Annotated in this window: 19 protein-coding genes and 1 tRNA gene; 16 read left to right on the forward strand and 4 right to left on the reverse strand. The window is 51.8% G+C overall.

Annotation, left to right across the window (positions count from 1 at the left end; all coding sequences use genetic code 11):
* The 13 genes from IKQ95_06650 (at position 1) to IKQ95_06710 (ending at position 10,960) form a co-directional block, all read left to right on the forward strand.
* Complete coding sequence (locus IKQ95_06650; protein ID MBR4196371.1) at positions 1 to 720, forward strand: ankyrin repeat domain-containing protein; 720 nt, start codon at positions 1 to 3, stop codon at positions 718 to 720.
* A gap of 6 nt (positions 721 to 726) precedes the next feature.
* Positions 727 to 1,440: an ankyrin repeat domain-containing protein gene (locus tag IKQ95_06655; protein ID MBR4196372.1), complete on the forward strand. Its 714-nt coding sequence runs from the start codon at positions 727 to 729 to the stop codon at positions 1,438 to 1,440.
* Positions 1,437 to 2,702, forward strand: coding sequence for a PASTA domain-containing protein (locus tag IKQ95_06660; GenBank protein MBR4196373.1), 1,266 nt, complete (start codon positions 1,437 to 1,439; stop codon positions 2,700 to 2,702). Before IKQ95_06655 ends, IKQ95_06660 begins: the two co-directional genes overlap by 4 nt.
* Entirely contained in the window at positions 2,645 to 3,385 is a 741-nt protein-coding gene (gene rpe, locus IKQ95_06665) for a ribulose-phosphate 3-epimerase (protein MBR4196374.1), read from the forward strand. Before IKQ95_06660 ends, rpe begins: the two co-directional genes overlap by 58 nt.
* Positions 3,378 to 4,289, forward strand: coding sequence for a DUF4115 domain-containing protein (locus IKQ95_06670; GenBank protein ID MBR4196375.1), 912 nt, complete (start codon positions 3,378 to 3,380; stop codon positions 4,287 to 4,289). The genes rpe and IKQ95_06670 overlap by 8 nt, the downstream gene beginning before the upstream one ends.
* 145 nt (positions 4,290 to 4,434) lie before the next feature.
* Positions 4,435 to 4,980, forward strand: coding sequence for a signal peptidase I (gene lepB, locus IKQ95_06675; GenBank protein MBR4196376.1), 546 nt, complete (start codon positions 4,435 to 4,437; stop codon positions 4,978 to 4,980).
* Between the two features lie 4 nt (positions 4,981 to 4,984).
* Positions 4,985 to 5,824 carry a 50S ribosome-binding GTPase gene (locus IKQ95_06680; protein ID MBR4196377.1) on the forward strand — a complete coding sequence of 280 codons (840 nt, stop codon included), beginning with the start codon at positions 4,985 to 4,987 and terminating at the stop codon, positions 5,822 to 5,824.
* Positions 5,825 to 5,864: 40 nt separating this feature from the next.
* Positions 5,865 to 6,494 (forward strand): ribonuclease HII, encoded by a 630-nt coding sequence (locus IKQ95_06685; GenBank protein MBR4196378.1) that lies wholly within the window; start codon positions 5,865 to 5,867, stop codon positions 6,492 to 6,494.
* Positions 6,494 to 7,600, forward strand: coding sequence for a hypothetical protein (locus IKQ95_06690; GenBank protein ID MBR4196379.1), 1,107 nt, complete (start codon positions 6,494 to 6,496; stop codon positions 7,598 to 7,600). Before IKQ95_06685 ends, IKQ95_06690 begins: the two co-directional genes overlap by 1 nt.
* Positions 7,601 to 7,603: 3 nt before the next feature.
* Positions 7,604 to 7,894, forward strand: coding sequence for an EscU/YscU/HrcU family type III secretion system export apparatus switch protein (locus tag IKQ95_06695; GenBank protein MBR4196380.1), 291 nt, complete (start codon positions 7,604 to 7,606; stop codon positions 7,892 to 7,894).
* On the forward strand, positions 7,891 to 8,274 hold the full coding sequence (locus IKQ95_06700; protein MBR4196381.1) for a YraN family protein: 384 nt from the start codon (positions 7,891 to 7,893) through the stop codon (positions 8,272 to 8,274). The genes IKQ95_06695 and IKQ95_06700 overlap by 4 nt, the downstream gene beginning before the upstream one ends.
* 67 nt (positions 8,275 to 8,341) lie before the next feature.
* Positions 8,342 to 10,024: a carbon starvation protein A gene (locus tag IKQ95_06705; GenBank protein MBR4196382.1), complete on the forward strand. Its 1,683-nt coding sequence runs from the start codon at positions 8,342 to 8,344 to the stop codon at positions 10,022 to 10,024.
* Positions 10,025 to 10,096: 72 nt separating this feature from the next.
* Positions 10,097 to 10,960, forward strand: a complete 864-nt coding sequence (locus IKQ95_06710; GenBank protein ID MBR4196383.1) for an NAD-dependent epimerase/dehydratase family protein — start codon at positions 10,097 to 10,099, stop codon at positions 10,958 to 10,960.
* Here the strand turns inward: IKQ95_06710 and IKQ95_06715 are convergent.
* Together IKQ95_06715 and IKQ95_06720 are read right to left on the reverse strand one after the other, a co-directional pair.
* Positions 10,955 to 11,947 carry a hypothetical protein gene (locus IKQ95_06715; GenBank protein ID MBR4196384.1) on the reverse strand — a complete coding sequence of 331 codons (993 nt, stop codon included), beginning with the start codon at positions 11,945 to 11,947 and terminating at the stop codon, positions 10,955 to 10,957. The genes IKQ95_06710 and IKQ95_06715 overlap by 6 nt on opposite strands.
* The gene (locus IKQ95_06720; protein MBR4196385.1) at positions 11,940 to 12,545 is read right to left on the reverse strand and encodes a sugar transferase; all 606 of its coding nucleotides are present in this window, start codon (positions 12,543 to 12,545) and stop codon (positions 11,940 to 11,942) included. Before IKQ95_06720 ends, IKQ95_06715 begins: the two co-directional genes overlap by 8 nt.
* A 127-nt stretch (positions 12,546 to 12,672) precedes the next feature.
* On the opposite strand from IKQ95_06720, the gene IKQ95_06725 reads away from it, so the two are divergent.
* Both IKQ95_06725 and IKQ95_06730 read left to right on the forward strand, forming a co-directional pair.
* Positions 12,673 to 12,746: transfer RNA gene (locus IKQ95_06725), tRNA-Gln, on the forward strand.
* 89 nt (positions 12,747 to 12,835) lie between these two features.
* Positions 12,836 to 14,224: a sodium:solute symporter family protein gene (locus tag IKQ95_06730; GenBank protein MBR4196386.1), complete on the forward strand. Its 1,389-nt coding sequence runs from the start codon at positions 12,836 to 12,838 to the stop codon at positions 14,222 to 14,224.
* Positions 14,225 to 14,279: 55 nt separating this feature from the next.
* Here the strand turns inward: IKQ95_06730 and IKQ95_06735 are convergent, their stop codons facing one another.
* Complete coding sequence (locus IKQ95_06735; GenBank protein MBR4196387.1) at positions 14,280 to 16,475, reverse strand: FAD-dependent oxidoreductase; 2,196 nt, start codon at positions 16,473 to 16,475, stop codon at positions 14,280 to 14,282.
* Positions 16,476 to 16,605: 130 nt separating this feature from the next.
* On the opposite strand from IKQ95_06735, the gene IKQ95_06740 reads away from it, so the two are divergent.
* Entirely contained in the window at positions 16,606 to 17,322 is a 717-nt protein-coding gene (locus IKQ95_06740; protein MBR4196388.1) for a tellurite resistance TerB family protein, read from the forward strand.
* Here the strand turns inward: IKQ95_06740 and IKQ95_06745 are convergent.
* Positions 17,319 to 17,690 carry a helix-turn-helix transcriptional regulator gene (locus IKQ95_06745; GenBank protein MBR4196389.1) on the reverse strand — a complete coding sequence of 124 codons (372 nt, stop codon included), beginning with the start codon at positions 17,688 to 17,690 and terminating at the stop codon, positions 17,319 to 17,321. The genes IKQ95_06740 and IKQ95_06745 overlap by 4 nt on opposite strands.
* Between the last annotated feature and the right edge of the window lie 58 nt (positions 17,691 to 17,748).

Here is a 17,748-nt window from a genome sequence, read left to right on the forward strand (position 1 = left end):
TTGGCGACATTCAGCAAAATAAAAAGACATAATTTCCTCGACATTTGCAGAAAAGGAACTCCGCAGGAAATTCTTGACGCTGTAAACTGGGGTGCAGATGTAAATTACCGCAATGAAAATGAAGATTTCGGACTCACTGCCCTTTCGATGGCTTCACGCGAAAACACAGCAGAGGCCGTAAAAATTCTCATTGACGCGGGCGCGAACGTCAACGCACAGACTAATGACGGCAATACGGCTCTTATGTGGTCGTCAACAAGGAATGACGAAAAGTTAATTACGACTCTGATAAATGCCGGAGCTGATGTGAATATTCCCCGCACTGACGGACTCACGGTTTTAATGGGAGCGGCAAAGAAAAGCAGTCCCGGAATAATATCATTATTGCTCAAAGCCGGAGCCGATGTTCACGCAAAAGACTCCAACGGAATGACCGCCCTTCACCACGCCGCAATGAATAACCCTGACCCCGAAGCCGTAAACGTCCTCATTGAAGCGGGAGCGGAAGATTCACCGACTTCAACGGGAAAGACAGCTTTAATTTTGGCGGTAATGCTCAATAATTCACAGGTTGTTACGGCTCTGATTAATGCAGGGGCTGACGTTCACGCAAAAGATTCAGACGGACACACAGCACTTGACTACGCGAAAGATAATCCCAAAATTTCCGGGACTCCAGTTATGATTACACTTGAGGAAATGATAAAGAGAGGGGAATAATTTTACTTGGCGACATTCAAGAAAGTACAGGAACAGAATTTTATCGACTACTGCGCGGACGCTTCACCCGAAAATATCCGCATGGCTCTGAAGTCCGTGAAAGACATCAACGCCGCTAACGAGTTCGGCTCTACAGCTCTTTTCATGGCCGCAAGAGAGAATACCCCCGAAGCCGTGAAGCTCCTGATTGACTCCGGGGCTGACGTAAACAGCAGGGCTTTTGACGGCGCAACGTCTCTCTTCTGGGCTGCCCTGAGCAATTCGGCGCAGGTCGTTGACGTTCTCATAGGGGCAGGGGCTGATGCCAACTCAGCGCGTTATGACGGCGTTACGGTGCTTATGGCCGCGGCAAGGAGGAATACCCCTGAAACTGTAACGACTCTCATCAGCGCAGGTGCTACAGTGAATGCTTCCGACACAAACGGAATGACTCCGCTTCTTTATGCGGCTATGGACAATCATAATCCCGATGTCATTAATACCCTCATTGACGCAGGAGCGGACGACTCATCAAACAGGCTTGGGCGGACAGCGTTAATTCTCGCGGCCATGATGAACAATCCGGCGGTTGTCGGCGCACTTCTTGACGCGGGGGCAGACGTTCACGCAAAAGACTCGGACGGGAAGACAGCATTATTTTACGCAAGAGACAATGACAAGCTCAAAGGCTCGGAGTCATTATTGAGGCTTGAGAAATTATACGGGGAGGCGGTAATGTGAGAAGACATAGCGGAGGAATCGTATTGACCACGCTGTTTGTCGTTTCGGCGGTAATATTTGCGTCAGGAGCTGTAGCAGTTTATACAGTCTTCATGAAACCTGAAGGGCGTACAGAGATTCCCGAACTCACGGGAAAATCATCGGTTGACGCTGTAGCGGAGGCAGAAAGGCTCGGACTCGTTGTTCAGTTGGAGCAGGCCGCTTCTACATTGCAGGAAGGACTCGTGTTGGCGCAGTCGCCCGAACCCGGCACGGAATTACGCAAAGGGCAAGTAATTGTGCTGCAGGTCAGCAAAGGCGGAGAGCTTCACGCAGTCCCGGACGTTAAGGGAATGACTCTGACGGAGGCGCAGAACGAAATCAAGACTCAGGGCTTCACCCTCGGTGATGTCGTCAAAATCCGGGAACGCGGCGTAAAAGCAGGGCAGGTAATAGCGCAGAGTCCCTCATCACCCGCGAAAGTATCATCAGGCCGGAAAATAGATCTGCTAGTTCAGGACGGAGCGAACGCAGACGGAGTAATAACAGTCCCGGACGTGAACAGGATGACAGAGAAAGAAGCCCGCGAGACACTCACAGCCGCCGGACTCAAGATTCAGGGCGTTGACCGGGCATATAGTCCGCTTCTGCCGGAAGGACTCGCAATTGAGACACGCCCCGGAGCAGGCAGCACTTTACGCGCAGGGCAGGGGGTAATTCTTAAACTTGCCACTCAGAGAAGACCCGCAGGATTCATGGACTCCGACTCAAAGTCAACATCAACCGCAAACGGAACAGCACGCCGCGTTACCAGCCGCAAAGACGATGACGACGACAAAAAGCCATCACAGTCCGCAAAGACTCCCGCAAAAGAGTCCCCGCCCAAAGAGTCAGAGTCCCAGCCCGCTAAAACCGCAGAGACTCCCCCCGCCCCGAAACAGGAAGAGGAATTTACCGGGGATGACTATCTCACAGCACGCACGGGAAATTCTCAGCCCGCAAAGACATCACAGACTCCCGCGAAAACTTCACAGCCCGCAAACACACAGCAGGCTTCATCATCAGGAGGCACAAAGACCGCCCGAATACGCTACATGATTCCGCCTATAGTCAGACCGATGGACTTCCGCATAGAAATCACTGACCCTGCCGGAAGACGCACAATCCTAAACAGGCAGGTAAGGGGCGGGGAAAGTATAAGCCTCAGCGCAAGCTACACGAAAGAATGCCTCATAACATACTATCTCGGCGGGGAATCTGTCGGCCAGGAAAGGAAAAATTAGCCGTGAGGAAAATTATTTTTGCACCTTCCCTGCTCGGAGCTGACCCCCTGAATATCGCCCATGATATTAACCGTCTCGGCGGTAATTTCGACTGGCTTCACCTCGACATAATGGACGGTCATTTTGTGCGTAATCTCTCGTTCGGCCCGGAGTTTTCGCGGGCTTTGCGAAAAAAATTCCCGGACGCTTTCATTGACGCTCATTTGATGACGGACAATCTTCAGACAGTCCTGCCGCTGTTCACGGACTCGGCCTCATTAATCACCGTTCACGCCGAGACAGAGCCGCATTTGCTTCACGCTACACTTTCAGCCATAAAGAGCGCGGGAATAAAGGCGGGCGTATCATTATGCCCCCCGACTCCTGTCTCAATGATTGAGAATGTATTGGAGCTTGCTGATCTTGTGCTTGTGATGTCGGTTACGCCCGGTTTCGGAGGACAGAAATTCATAGAGTCGTCGCTTGAGAAAGTCAGGGAGCTTGCCAGCGTCAGAGAAGCAGGGAAATATAATTACCTGATTGAAATTGACGGCGGAATAAACGAGAATACTATAACACGTGCGGTAAAAGCAGGCTGTGATGTTCTTGTCATGGGCAGCGCGGTTTTCAGGAATGATAATCCGGGCAAATGGCTTTCGGAAATGCGCGGAAAAATTAAGGAGGCACTGAAGGATTTTGACTGAGCAGAATGAAGCCCTCGTAGAGCTTGGGCGGATGATAACGGAACGGCGCGAAAGTTTAGGGATGACTCTTGAGACAGTTTTCGACAGGACAAAGATACGCCCCGAATATTTGCGCGGGATTGAGGCGGGAGACTACCGAAATTTCCCGGAGGTAGTATACATAAAAGGCTTTGTGCGGACGTACCTGAAATTAATCGGCGCGGAAGATTTGCAGGAAGATTTCATGTCTCAGCTTGACAGGTCATTGAACCCTCAGCAGAGTATGCAGATGCACAGCCGGAAGAAGCAGCCCGACCCTAAGCAGAAGCCCAAGAACATGAACAGCATACTCGGCAACGGCTCAAACATGCCGCAGGGATTCAAGCCCACGAGTCATTTCTGGCTGTTCCTCGTTCTGTTGCTGGCTCTTGCCGGGACTGGCGCATACGTCTGGTACGCGGTGAGCTACGGCGGGTTAGACCTGCGGAATCTAAAGCTCTTCAGTTTTTCGGGCGGGAACACGGCGGTTACACCTGCGGGGACTCTCTCGGCTGACTTAGGCTTGCCCGACACAAATGTCCCTGTTCCTGTTGCGGTCTCAATCGATGAGCCTGTGTCAGAAGAGCCGGAGCCGGAGCCGGAAATTTCACCCTATCTTGAGATTCACGCGGTCAATGATGTGTGGCTCAGTGTGTCATTCGGGGGAGGCCAGCCCGTTTTCAGGCGGACACTAAGACGCGGGGAGGTCATGCGCTGGGACTTGAACGAGCAGGCGCGAGTCGTAGTAGGCCGTCCCACAGCCGCGCAGGTAATCCTCAACGGCAAAGATCTTGGCATCGCTAACCCAACGGCGAGACGCTCAGAAACATACCTGTACAACCCTGACGGAACTTACAGCACAGTACAGAGACGCAGCAGAAACTAGCAAAATTCGCGGGACAGGGGGCGGATTTGTTCCTTGTCCCTTTTCGCTTGTTACCTTCCCCGAAAATTCTTGCGCGATAAACTTTCAGGCGTTATCATTTACCATTGAAAATTTTACACTACAATCAATAGAGGAGTTTTGCACAATGGCAGCAGAGGCAGTAAAGCCCTGGTGGCGCGAGGCAGTCGAGACTATAGTCTGGGCGTTTGTCCTTGCGATGATTATACGTACGTTCATTATTCAGGCGTTCTGGATTCCAAGCGGCTCAATGATTCCCACTCTCGAAATCAACGACCGCGTTTTAGTCGCCAAATTTTGGAATCTCTTTTTCCCTCCGTCAAGAGGCTCTCTCTACGTATTCCGCTATCCTGTTGACCCAAGCCGGGACTTTGTGAAAAGAGTCATAGCCATCCCCGGCGACACCGTTGACATCAAAAACGGAGTCGTATACATCAACGGCAATCCTACAGAAGAAGCCTACGTAAAGAATCATGACCGCTACACGCTTAGGCAGAGCAGCATATTTCCGCAGGTGCCGTTCACAGTCCCGGAAGGAAAATATTTCATGCTCGGCGACAACCGCGGAAACTCTCAGGACAGCCGCTTCTGGGGATTCGCTGACATCAGCGACATGCGGGGACCTGTGTTTTTCCGTTACTGGCCGCTTAACCGAATCGGTATCCCGAAATAGCGACATGCCCCGCACAGTTTGGTACCCCGGCCACATGGCCAAAGGAACGCGCAGACTATTCGAGCTTGCCGGGCGGCTTGATGTCATCGTTGAAGTGAGAGACTCCCGCGCTCCCGCGTCAACGTCTTCCCCTCTCATGAAGAGACTCGCGAAAATGAAGCCGATTATCCGCGTTTTTTCCCGCAAAGATTTGGCTGACCCGGAGAAATTAGCACTGTGGCTTGACGCGGTGAAGTTCTCATACCCTGCTGACCTGCGAAAACGCGAGGGGCTGACTCAGATTCGCCGGGCGATAATGAGATTCAAGCCCTCTCACAGGGAAGCGCGTATAGCCGTTGCGGGCATTCCGAACGTGGGAAAGTCTCTGCTCCTGAACATTCTTGCGGGGAAATCATCGGCAAAAGTCGCGAACGTTCCGGGCGTAACAAAGTCCGTGAGCTGGTACAAGAGCGGGGATATTCTGATTGTCGACAGCCCCGGGATATTAGACCCTCACGCCGAGCCGGGAGCGCACATGATGCTGTCGTGGCTTGGGTGCGCGAAGGCCGAAATTGTCGGAGGCTGGGAGAACGCCGCAATATCGCTGATAAAATTTCTGACACATAACGGAATGGCCGGGATGATTCCTGCTGACGCTGACGAAATTCCCGCGCTTACCCTCGAAAACATCGGGCGGAAATTCGGCTGTCTCATTACAGGCGGGCGCGTGAACATGGAGCTTGCCGGGCAGAAACTCATAGAGGCGTTCAGCTCCGGGAGATTAGGCCGCGTATGCCTCGAAATTCCGGGCGGTGAAAGGGCGGTTGACTTCAGCAGGGATGAGGCAGCTAACATTGTTTCCTGACGACATAATTCCCCCTATGCGCTGTGATCATGACGAGGCTATGTATCATCTTGGGCGGCTGAAGGAGCGCGGAGTCATAATCGGAACAGACGAGGCCGGGCGGGGAGCATTGGCCGGGCCAGTCGCGGCGGCGGCGGTATATCTCACTCAGGAGCAGGAAGACTCACTAATGGCAATGGGACTCCGGGACTCCAAGCGAATATCTCACAATGTCAGGGAGAGACTTTTCGCGGCCATGAATGATTTGGGCGTGATATGGCGCGTGAGGATGGGCGACAATTTGAGGGTTGACCGGGACAACGTGCTTAACGCGGCACTGTGGGCAATGGGTGAGTCAGTCTCAGCAGTCGCAAAAAGAACAGGCCGGGCGGATTATGTCATTGTTGACGGAAACGAGCGAATCCCGGACATCAATATTCCTCAGTGGGTATTGATTCGCGGGGATGACCTGATTCCGTGCGTGTCGGCGGCTTCCGTTGTCGCAAAAGTAATCCGGGACAGGTACATGGTGATAATGTCAGCGAGGTACCCCGGCTACGGCCTCAAACAGAACAAGGGCTATCCTACGCGCTATCATATGGAGTCGGTTATGCGCTTGGGACTGAGCGAGATACACCGGGTAACATTCTGCCGTAAAATTTTTATGCGTCGTGAAAGGGGGAAATATTAATGCCGTCAATAAACGTAAATGTAGACAGCGGATACAGCCAGAGCCAGACGAACATCAGCACGAACACAGGCCAGGGGCGAATCTCGACACAGCCGCAGATTCAGACACCTTCACAGATTGCGGCGCGTCTTGCGGGAGTCAGGCCGGGGCAGATTGTTGAAGGAAGTGTGCTGGGACAGAATCAGGACGGCACATATTTAGTGCGCGTTGACGTGAACGGAGTCCCGCAGGAGTTACGCGCAAGGGCTACAGTGTCATTGATACCTGGTGAACATTTCCGGGCATTGTGGGACGCTTCCGGGGCTGACGGTGTGCCGGTTCTGAGGTTGTCGCAGGGTGAACTGTCGTTCCTGACTCAGATTCCCGCGAAAGACAGGGAGCTTGCTACGGCGTTATTGTCGCGGGGGTTGCCCCTAAGCAGCGAGGTATTGACGGCGATAAAGGACGCATGGCGGAAGGCGGGCGGTACGGAAAATCTTTCGTCATTCATTGAGCTTTGGGCGCGTGATGTCCCTATGACGCTTGAGAATGCCTCACTGTTATCACAATATGCGGCCATGAATGGAGCAGAGGCCACAGAAATGTGGAACAGGATACGCCGCGAGCTTAAAGAACGCACAAAGGAAGGCGGAGACCCCGTGAAGGCTCTGAAGTCAATGAAAGAAGGAAATGATGACGTTGCGAAATTCCTTCAGGCACAATCCCTCCTAATGAAATCCCCCCGCAATGACGTGAACCCGGCGCTTTTGGCGGCACCTTTCTGGCCGTTGATGGACAGCACACAGCAGAATATGACGGCGAAAATTTATGTCGGGCGGGCTGTTTCTGACGAGGCGCAAAAATATTGGCAGGTAGGATTCGGGATTACAGGGTCAGCGTTGGGCGAGGTCGGCGGATTAGTCGAAAGCGACGGAAAAAGCTGTAACCTAACACTCAGCGCGGAAAAGGCTTCAACGTGCAGGCTAATCGAGAAACGCAGAAGAGAATTACGGCGCGAGCTTCAGGGCGTAGGGATCCCAGTAACATTTATCGGAGTCGCACAGAAGACACAGGAAACGGCGCGGGATGTACTTTCAGCCGGGCGCGGTCTTGACATAACGGTGTGAGAAATGGCAGACGGAAAACCCGACAAGGCAGTAGCAATAAAGTACGACAACAAATCAATGGCGGCTCCTGAAGTCGTAGCAAAGGGAGAAGGATTTATCGCCCGCAAAATCGTGGAAAAGGCTGTTGAAGCTGACGTGCCTATAGTGGAGGATGCCGCGTTAGTCTCGGCGTTAATATCGCTGGAACTGGGAGAGGAAATCCCCTCGGAGCTGTACGAGGTTGTAGCGCGTGTATTGGCGTGGGTCTACAAGCTAGACAAGGAAGCCTCATCCGCCCCGCCCCGTATGAGATGAGCGAGTCGCAAAAGTTAGGGCGTTACGCTGAGGACTTAGCCGCGAAATATTTGGTGTCGTTAGGGTGGAAGATTCTTGCGCGAAATGTCAGGAACAAATACGGCGAGTTAGACATAATTTCAGCAGACCCGAAAGACAAAGAGCTAGTAATTGTAGAAGTACGCTGCCGGACAAAGAATAACATTCAGGACGCAATAGACTCCGTTGACCGCAGAAAACTCCGCGCCCTTCTCAGAGCGTCAAATGAGTATGTCGGCGCAATCGGCTACAATGGCTTCTGGCGTATTGACCTTATCGCGGTAACGATTGACACACGCGGGACTCTTGATGACTGGACTCTTGAACACCTCCGGGACATTACAGCGGGGCTTTACGTTTGACAGAAAATTTTGACAGTGCTATATTCCGTAAAATTTTTTCCTAAACGAAAGAAGGAATATATACCTTATGAACGGATTGACTCTCGTAGGTATAGCGATAGTTGTGCTTGGGCTTGCGTATCTTCTCTACGGCCGCTGGCTCGTCAAAACATGGGGCATTGACCCTTCAGCCAAGACTCCCGCATACCGCTTTGAGGACGGGCAAGACTACGTACCCGCTTCACGCTTCACGGTATTTTCGCACCAGTTCAACAGCATAGCCGGGGCAGGCCCGGTAACAGGCCCGATTATCGCTGCGATGTTCGGATGGCTTCCGGCGTTCCTGTGGCTACTTGTCGGCGGAATATTTTTCGGGGCGGTTCAGGATTTCACTGCTCTTTATGCTTCCGTCAAGAATGAGGGCAAGTCAATGGGACTCATAATCGAGCGTTATATCGGCAAGACGGGACGCAAATTATTTCTCATGTTCTGCTGGCTGTTTACCCTGCTGGTAATTGCGGCGTTCGCTGACATTCTCGCGGGTACGTTCAACGGGTTCACTAAGGACGGCGGGCAGAATGTTCCGGGAGCGTCGGCGGCTTCAATCTCGGTGATATACATTTTCGCGGCGTTAGCGTTCGGAGTGTTCATGCGGTTCGTGAAGTCAGGCGAGATGACAAAATTCCTCGTGGGAGTCGTCCTTGTTGTCGGGATGCTGTGGGCGGGAATCGCTAACCCTATGTATTATAACGGCCATACGTGGCGGCTTGTCGTGTTCGCGTACTGCTTTGTAGCGTCAGTATTGCCCATGTGGCTCCTGAAACACCCTCGCGATTATCTCAGCATATTTCTTTTGCTGGGAATGATATTCGGCGGGGCAGTCGGAATAATCATCGCCAACCCTGAAATACAGATGCCCATGTTCGCGGGGTGGACGGTGAAGAATCAGCCGCTTTTCCCGATACTGTTCATTACGATAGCCTGCGGGGCGGTCTCAGGATTCCACAGCCTTGTGTCATCAGGTACATCATCAAAATCAATCTCGAACGAGACGGATATGCTTCCTGTAGGCTACGGGGCTATGCTAGTTGAGACTCTTCTCGGAGTTGTCGCGCTTGTGATTGCGTGTTCGGCCTCGAAAGACGGCGGACTACCTGCGGGGACTCCGTTTCAGATTTTCGGGAACGCTGTCGGGGGATTCTTTACGATGTTCGGGCTTCCGGCTCATATATCAGCCTGCGTGATTATGATGTGCGTTAGTGCGCTTGCCATGACGACAATAGACGCTGTTACGAGAATAAGCAGAATGTCATTGCAGGAATTATTATTGTCAGCAGAAGGCGAGAAACCCGGCGCACTCGTGAAGTTCGTAACAAATGACTATGTAGCAACCATTATTTCACTGTTGCTTGCGTATGCTCTGTGCCTTGCGGGGTACGCCAGCATATGGCCGTTATTCGGCGCGGCGAATCAATTGCTGTCGGCTCTTGTGCTTACGTCTCTTGCGGTGTTCCTGCGGGTAACGGGGCGAAAAGGATGGATGCTGTACGTTCCCATGACGTTTATGTTTGTCGTAACAATGTCGGCGTTAATCATAAGCGTGTACAACATTGTGCTGAAGCTCGGCGCGGGGAGTTTCGTTTTCATGGTTGACGGACTCCAGCTGATAATAGCGGTTGCGCTGATGACTCTTGCGGTGCTTGTAGTGTCTCACTGCTGGAAGGAATTATTTACGGCGAAAGTGAACAAGGACATAGCCGCGGCGCATTAAGTTACAGAAATTATGCCCTCTCTGAAAACGGGAGGGCTTTTGTTGTTTTTTGACGGAGGGGAAAATTTCAGCGTGAAGAGAATATTAATCACAGGCGAAAACAGCTACACAGGCCGGGCAATCATTCAGCACCTTTCAGCATGGCCGCAGAAATATCACGTCTCAGCAATCAGCCTCCGGGGAGATTCGTGGAAGTCGGAAAATTTCGGGGCGTTCGACACCGTGATTCACACAGCAGGAATCGCCCACGACAGCACGAAATCAAGCGACAAGGAGGACTATTTCCGGGTCAACACGCAACTCACATTTGACACAGCGCGCAAGGCCATGAATGACGGCGCAAGGCAGTTTATCTTCATGAGTTCGTCAATTGTCTACGGAGCTTCCGCCCCTGTCGGCCATGAGAAAATCATAACGCGCTCGACTCCCGTCAGCCCTGAGAGTTATTACGGTGAAAGCAAAGTACGCGCTGAAGATATGATTACATCGCTTGACGGGGAAAATTTCCGGGTATGTATATTGAGATGCCCTATGATTTACGGGAAGGGGTGCAGGGGGAATTACCCGGTATTGTCGAAAATTGCCCGGCGTATTCCGCTTTTCCCGAACGTCAAGAATACGCGCTCAATGCTTTACGTGAAGAATTTTGCGGAGTTCGTCCGGCTGATGACTGATGACTGTACGCACGGAGTCTTCTGGCCTCAGAACGGGGAATATACCTGCACGGCTGAAATGGTGAGAATGATTGCGGAGTCTCACGGGAAAAATATCGCGCTGATTCGTGGCTTTGAGATTCCGCTGAAGATTGCCGCAAAATTTTCGGGACTCATCAATAAGGCGTTCGGGTCATTGGCCTATGATATGAGCCTGAGCGGTTACCGGGAAAATTACAGGCTGTATACTCTGCGCGAAAGTATCACCGACACGGAGCTATGAGTCCTTCCTGTGAACGTTTCGTATGATGAAGTCCGCGAACGGCGCAAAGTCTCCCGGATTGAGTCTGCCGAAAATCCTGCGCTCATCCTCCGGGCTTAGGGGGCGCGTGATGAAGTCCGTATCAATCTCAGAAGGATCGCGGAAGACCTGCACGAACTCAGGATCATAGAACCATTCTGACGGGGCATTGAGATTTGTCGTCAGGAGCTTCCTGTGATATGTGAGAGCCTCAAGCGGGCGCACTGAGCTGTAATTCTGTCCATACGGCAACACTTCAAGCACACATTTTGCGTTGGCTGACTTCTGGCACGTCTCATCATAGGGAATCGGGCTGTTGTAGTGAATCTTGTCGGAATATTTCTGCTCACTCTCAGGAACTCCCGCAATCCAGAAATCACACTTTAGCCCAGAATCTGTCAGACGCTCATAGACTTTCAGCAGGAAGGGAAGACGGTCTTTCGCTGTTCCCACGAAAAATATATCGCTTGCGTTCTCCGGCTGGTATTCTTTCGCGGGAAGGAGTCCCGGCCATCGGTCTGTGTAAAGGAGTCCGAATTTCTCCGCGTCCGGCCTGTTAAAGGTTATGCCCGCGTCAAAATATTTCCTCAGCTGACACCACCATTTTGACATTGAAGCCTGCCTGCCTGCAACTGAATCCCGGAACATGAACACAAGTTTTGCCCGCCTGTATTTTTTCCTGAGATACGACAAGTACACCCTTGACTGCGAGAGCGTGTAATTCTGGCAGAAGAGAAAATATATATCGTCATCATCATGAAGAGTCCCCGGCCTGAACATTACCCTATGCCAGAAAGCAGCCATAAAGCCCGGAAGCGGAAGACAGTTGAATCGTCTCGACATTGAATAGTACATCGCAGTCATCATAACCGGGCGGCCTAATATATCGCGGTTCAGTATCGCGCCGTAAGCCTCAGCCGAATCAAGCAAGCCTCCCCAGGTTTTTCCGATTACGACAAATTTACGCATTGCGCCCCGCCCCCGTACCGCCTTCAACGACTCCCTCATGACGCGCCGCCTTGAACACCGTCCGCCACACGCACATCACATCAAACGCGAAGCCCTCACGCATGACATATTCGCCGTCAAATCTTGCCTTCTCCGAAATCTCAAGCTCATCACGGCCGTTTATCTGCGCCCAGCCCGTTAGCCCCGGCCTTATGTCATTGGCTCCGTACCTGTCCCGCTCGGCTATAAGGTCATACTGATTCCACAGTGCCGGCCTCGGCCCGACAAATGACATGTCGCCCATAAGAATATTCACGAACTGCGGAAGCTCATCAAGCGAATATTTCCTCATCCATTTACCGCACCGCAGAATATACTGCTCCGGGTTCGCGAGAAGGTGAGTCGGAATGTCATGCGGGGTATCCATCTTCATGGAACGAAATTTATACATGCTGAACGGCTTTTTGTGGAGGCCGATTCTTTTCTGCGTGAAAAACGCCGGGCCGCTGTCCTCGCGCTTTATGATGAGAATACATGCAATCATTGCGGGACTGAGTATCAACAGCGCAAAGAGGCTCAGAATTATATCAAGCAATCTTTTTCCGAACAGCTTATACATAATCGGCTTGCGGAATCCTTTCCTGTGTGTGAAATTTTTACGGATGATTATAGCAGTGTTGTTGACATTTTCGGGGTTGATGATAAAATTTCCCAGTGCTTGAAATTAATCGGCGCATTCACAACGCTGGGAATTGGTGCAACGGCAGCACGCTTGACTCTGGATCAAGTAATTGGGGTTCGAATCCCTGATTCCCAGCCAAAACACTCTAAAAGATGACGGATGAAATTAAACCCTGTTCAGACGCTAAAATCTGAGCAGGGATATTTTTATGTACGGGAGAAAATCTCATGTTAGCATTCATATTCGTGTACGCAATAATTCTCGTGGCAGTCGGCGCGGTAATCGGGCGGAAGGCAAAATCAGCCTCAGATTTCTTTGTGGGCGGACGGAAATTCGGAGCGGGATTGCTTTTCACGTCATTAATTGCCGCCAATCTCGGAGCAGGGTCAACCGTCGGAGTCTCGGCACTGGCATATACGCACGGAGTCTCGGCGTGGTGGTGGATAGGCAGTGCGGGAATAGGCTCGCTGATTCTTGCGTACATTGTCGGGCCAAAGATATGGCGAATTTCCCGCGAGAAGAATTATTACACGCTGAGTGATTATCTTGATGACCGTTACAGCCGGGCATTTTCCGGGCTGATTTCCGTGATGATGGCGGCGGGTACTCTTGCGCTTTTCGCGGGTCAATTATTGGGCATAGCGTGGATTCTTGAAGTTGCCGCGGGAATCCCGAAAGAACACGGCGTAATCATCGGTGCTGTTGTAACGACATTATATTTTGCGGCGGGCGGTCTTCTCTCTAGTGCTGTCGTGAATATTGTCGAGGTCGCTGTGATTCTGGCGGGCTTTCTCGTTGCTGTGCCTTATGCGCTGAGTTACGCTGGCGGGATTGATGGCATAAAGTCAGCCGTAAGCAATCCGGGATATTTTGACGCTTTCGGGATGGGAGCGGGCGCGATTATCGGCTATATAGTCATGCTTGTGCCGTCATTCTTCATTTCGCCGGGCTTAATCGGAAAAGTATTCGCGGCAAAAGATGAGAAGTCTGTCAAAACTGGGACAGCGTTAAACGGACTCGTTCAGTTAGCGTTCGCGGTTATCCCGGTAATCATAGGGATGTGCGCGGGGGCGTGTCTTCCGGGACTGAGCCGGGCGGATCTTGCGCTTCCGTCGGCCATGAAGGAGATGATGCCGTTTTTCGTGGCCAGTCTTGCGCTTGCGGGGATATTCGCGGCTGAGGTAAGCACGGCTGATACTGTACTGTACATGCTCGCGGGGTCAGTAACGAATGACATATACAAACGCTTCATGAATCCCGGCATAAGCGACAGAAATTTATTGCGGCTCTCACGAATCGTAACAATAATATGCGGAGTAGTCGGTGTGATTCTTGCGCTGAGGCTTGAGAGCATAATATCCGCGCTGACTATATTTTACTCGCTAATGAGCGTATCACTTTCCGCGCCGCTTTTGTTCGGTCTTTTCACGAGTCGGGCGAATAATGCGGGGGCAGTTATGTCGGCTGTTCTTGGAGCGGGTCTCACGGTGTATATGACATTCGGCGGTTTCGGGGGCTTCATTGAGGTTTTCGGGGTGAGGCTGAACGCTTCAACCTGCGGGATAATATTATCGTTTGCGGTCATGGCCGTGTCGTTATTTTGGAGCAGGGATTAGGGAGCGGGGGCAGGGATATGCGCTTGTAGTACCCTGTCCCCTGTTTACCTTTCTTTCACTCGCCCAAAGCCGCGACACACGCCCTCACTATAATGTCGCAGGCTTCTCCTTTTGTTACCGGGTATCCGTAATGAAAATTATTGTCTATGCTGTATATGCTCAGTATTCCGAGCTTCCCTAAAATTTCGGCATACTTTGCGTTTCTGTTCTTGCCGAGCTTGAACGGAAGCCGGGAATTTTTCGGGAGCTTTATCTTATTCAGTGCCGGGAAAGCATCGCACACTGCCTTCACGAAATCGCTTCTTGATATAGTGTTTCCGGGTTTCTCTACGGTGATTTCCGGGGGCTTCTTCATGTTTGCGGCCTTCTGCGCCCGCTTGAGGATTTCTATAACGTCATTTCCCGTCATGATGTCATCCACGCCGAAAAGCCCCTTGTCCGCGCCCTTAATGATGGCCATCTCTAACACAGGGTTGTCCATAAGCTCAATGTTGAATGACGGCGCGTGAGGATACTCATTCGGAGTAATAAGCCCGTACATGTTCGAGATCTGCACAGTTCTGTTTACGCTGTGTTCCGGGGGAATGTCGGAGTATTTGCACAGCGACAGCGACACGCCCGAATTTAGCAGCTCCCACTGAACGCGCATAGGGTGAACCTGCCTAGGCTGCTTTTTGTCCCTGACACAGACAGCGGCCAAAGCTCCGGCGGCCTGCCCTGTCATCATTGTGATTGGCTGAAGCCTGAGACTCCCGGCGGCAAGCCTCGACATCGATAAATTTTTCTCGGCGGCTATGAGTCCGTCAGTCTCATTCGGAATCAATATGTTCATTGGCACTTGGAACGGCCCCCGCGGCCTGTTAAGCTCCTGATGCCTCATTGTTTCGTCAAGATCATATTCCGTATCAGCGTCCGTATTTGCCCCGTGAAGGTCGAGAATATATCCCCCGATTGCAATCGCGTCAGAAAATTCCCGGCTCGTATGTCCGTCTCTGTAGCTCAGGGAATTATATGCGAGTTCGTTTGAAGTCAGCGTATGCGCTCCGATAATCCTGCGGGACTCTCTCACGTATGGTATTACGGGCATTCGCCTGGCAATTTCCTGCCACTCACGCGGAAGAGTCCGGGCTGCTTCGGGAAGTATCCTGTTTGTGTACTCGTCATCCGGGACTGACCAAGACTCGCCGAGTTCGTTCTGTATGTAGTAAATCAGGTGAAGAGTCTTGATGAGGGCTTCCCGCTCAACCTGAAGGCGCAAATTTCTGTCCTCAAGATATGATACTGGGAGTCCCCTTCTGCCGTTAATCCACCCGTAAGCACCGGGATAATCATTGCCCCAGTTAAGCCCGGTTTTTGTGATGTATTGGCGGTATTCCTTTGACGCATCGTAGCTGTAGGGGTTGGAGCTGTCCGGGATTCCCCTGTAGGCGGCGTAGGTAATGAAATTCACGGGAGTTTCAACGGGGTAAACGTTCCTGAAATTTTTGCCGTCAGCAGTGAGGAAGCTCTCATAGTTGCGCCTTGCGAGGTCATATCCGGGCAGGGGTGTTTCCGGCTTGAGATGATCTGGGATTCCGCCGGGATATTTCTTGATGACCGCCGTCCATGTTATGTCCTGAATCATAGCGTCATTGTTGATGTATTCTGAGACGGAGTTCCCCGCCCTGTAGGGAGTTTTCGTGATGGGCAGAATGTCGCCGTATTCCGTTGCGTCAATGAGTATCTTGCAGTCGTAATCGCGTTTCCCTGAAGGTGTCTTAACGGTAACGCCTGCAACAGACCGCCGGGACATTTTCACGCCGATGATTTCCGAGTTCATGAGAAATTCGAGAGTTCCGCGCCTGCGAGCCTCGTTTATCATGGATATGAATGCTTCCTGCCCTATTCGCGGCTCAAATGCCAGTGTTGCCGGATGCCAGTAGCATGTTCCCATTGATTTGCCCCGTGCATCGTAATAGCTCTTTATGCGGCGTATGTATTCCTCGTATATTCCGCTCTTCTGCCGACTCATGTCGTCCATTGTCGAAACTCCTGCGGCGGTTGCCTGTCCTCCGATCCATGTTGAAGACTCTACGACGAGAACGCTTGCTCCCATTCTGGCGGCCTGAATCGCTGCGGAGATTCCCCCGGTGCCGCCTCCGGCTATGATTATGTCGTATGAGCTTTTCTGCGAGCTTGTACGTGAAGCCGCTGACGTGATTAATATTAATGCGGTTAATGAGACTGCTAGGAAAAATTTTCTGACACTCAAAATATTAACCTGCCTCCTGAAAATAATTGTCAATAATACACCACAAAGGCGCGGGAAACGCAAAACTTTTCACAAGCTCATGCTAAAATTTCCACGTTCATAAAACTTTTCATGAAGGGAGAAATTTATCTTGGCACTAAACTTTATGGATCTTCTCGGCTCAGTCATTCAGGGTACAACAGGCTCATCACCTGCGGCAAGCTCACGGGTATCGAACGCGGGAAACAGCCTTCAGGGACTCCTAGGCTCACTCATGGGAGCAGGGCAGAGCATGAAGCAGAGAGTTGGCGGCGACAATCTCGCGGCGGGCGGAATAGGCGCGCTGCTCGGTGCGCTCATGGGAGGCTCAAACAGTCCCACAATGAACACCCTGGGCGGGAGCATGATGGGGCTTCTCGGAATGATGGCGTATAAGGCTCTCAGCGGGTCAATGTCGGGCAGCTCCGGCGCAGTCTCGCAGGCTCAGTACACACCGCCTTCACCGCAGCAGCAGAACAGCGACGCAGAAATTATCCTCACGGCCATGATTGACGCGGCAAAATCTGACGGGCAGATTGATTCCGATGAGATGAGGAAAATTATGGACACGATGAAATCATCAGGCACAGGGCAGGAAGGAATGAACTACGTAATCGCCAAGCTACAAGGGCCAATGGAGACGGGCAAAATTGTCGCGGCTGTTCAGGGAAGGCCGGATCTTGCGGCGCAGGTGTATTCGGCTTCATTGATGGCGATTGATGTTGACACTGACGCGGAAAGAATGTACCTCGACAAATTAGCGCGGGCTATGGGATTGTCCCCGGCGGTCGTGCGGAATATAGAGCAGCTCACCGGGGCGCAGGGTTAAGCACCGGGCGTTACGTTCCTCCGGGCTAATAGGTTCTCAAGAAGTTTGCCGAAAAGCTCGTAGCCTTTATCTGTAGGGGGCAGTTCGATTCTTGTTCCGTCCCCCTCAAACACTAACATACCGTTTGACCTCTCGCCGGCAGGAAGTATCACCCGCGCCGGGCCTGTTCCGTCAGCACCTGCTACAATCTCATCGGGCGAAACTTTGAGGACATTGGCAAGCTCGATGATTCTTGTTCCATTCGGGGCGGTCTCTCCCGCTTCCCAGCGTCTTAGAGTAGCTATTGACACGTCTAATTTTTCGGCAAGCTCTATCTGCGTGTAGTGCGCCTTCTTTCTCAGCTGCCTTATGTTTGACGATATTGGCATAATTATATGACACCTCTTCAGAAAAGATTGAATGACCGAATTATACCCATAAAAATAT

Source organism: Synergistaceae bacterium (genome assembly GCA_017540085.1).
Lineage (GTDB): Bacteria > Synergistota > Synergistia > Synergistales > Aminobacteriaceae > JAFUXM01.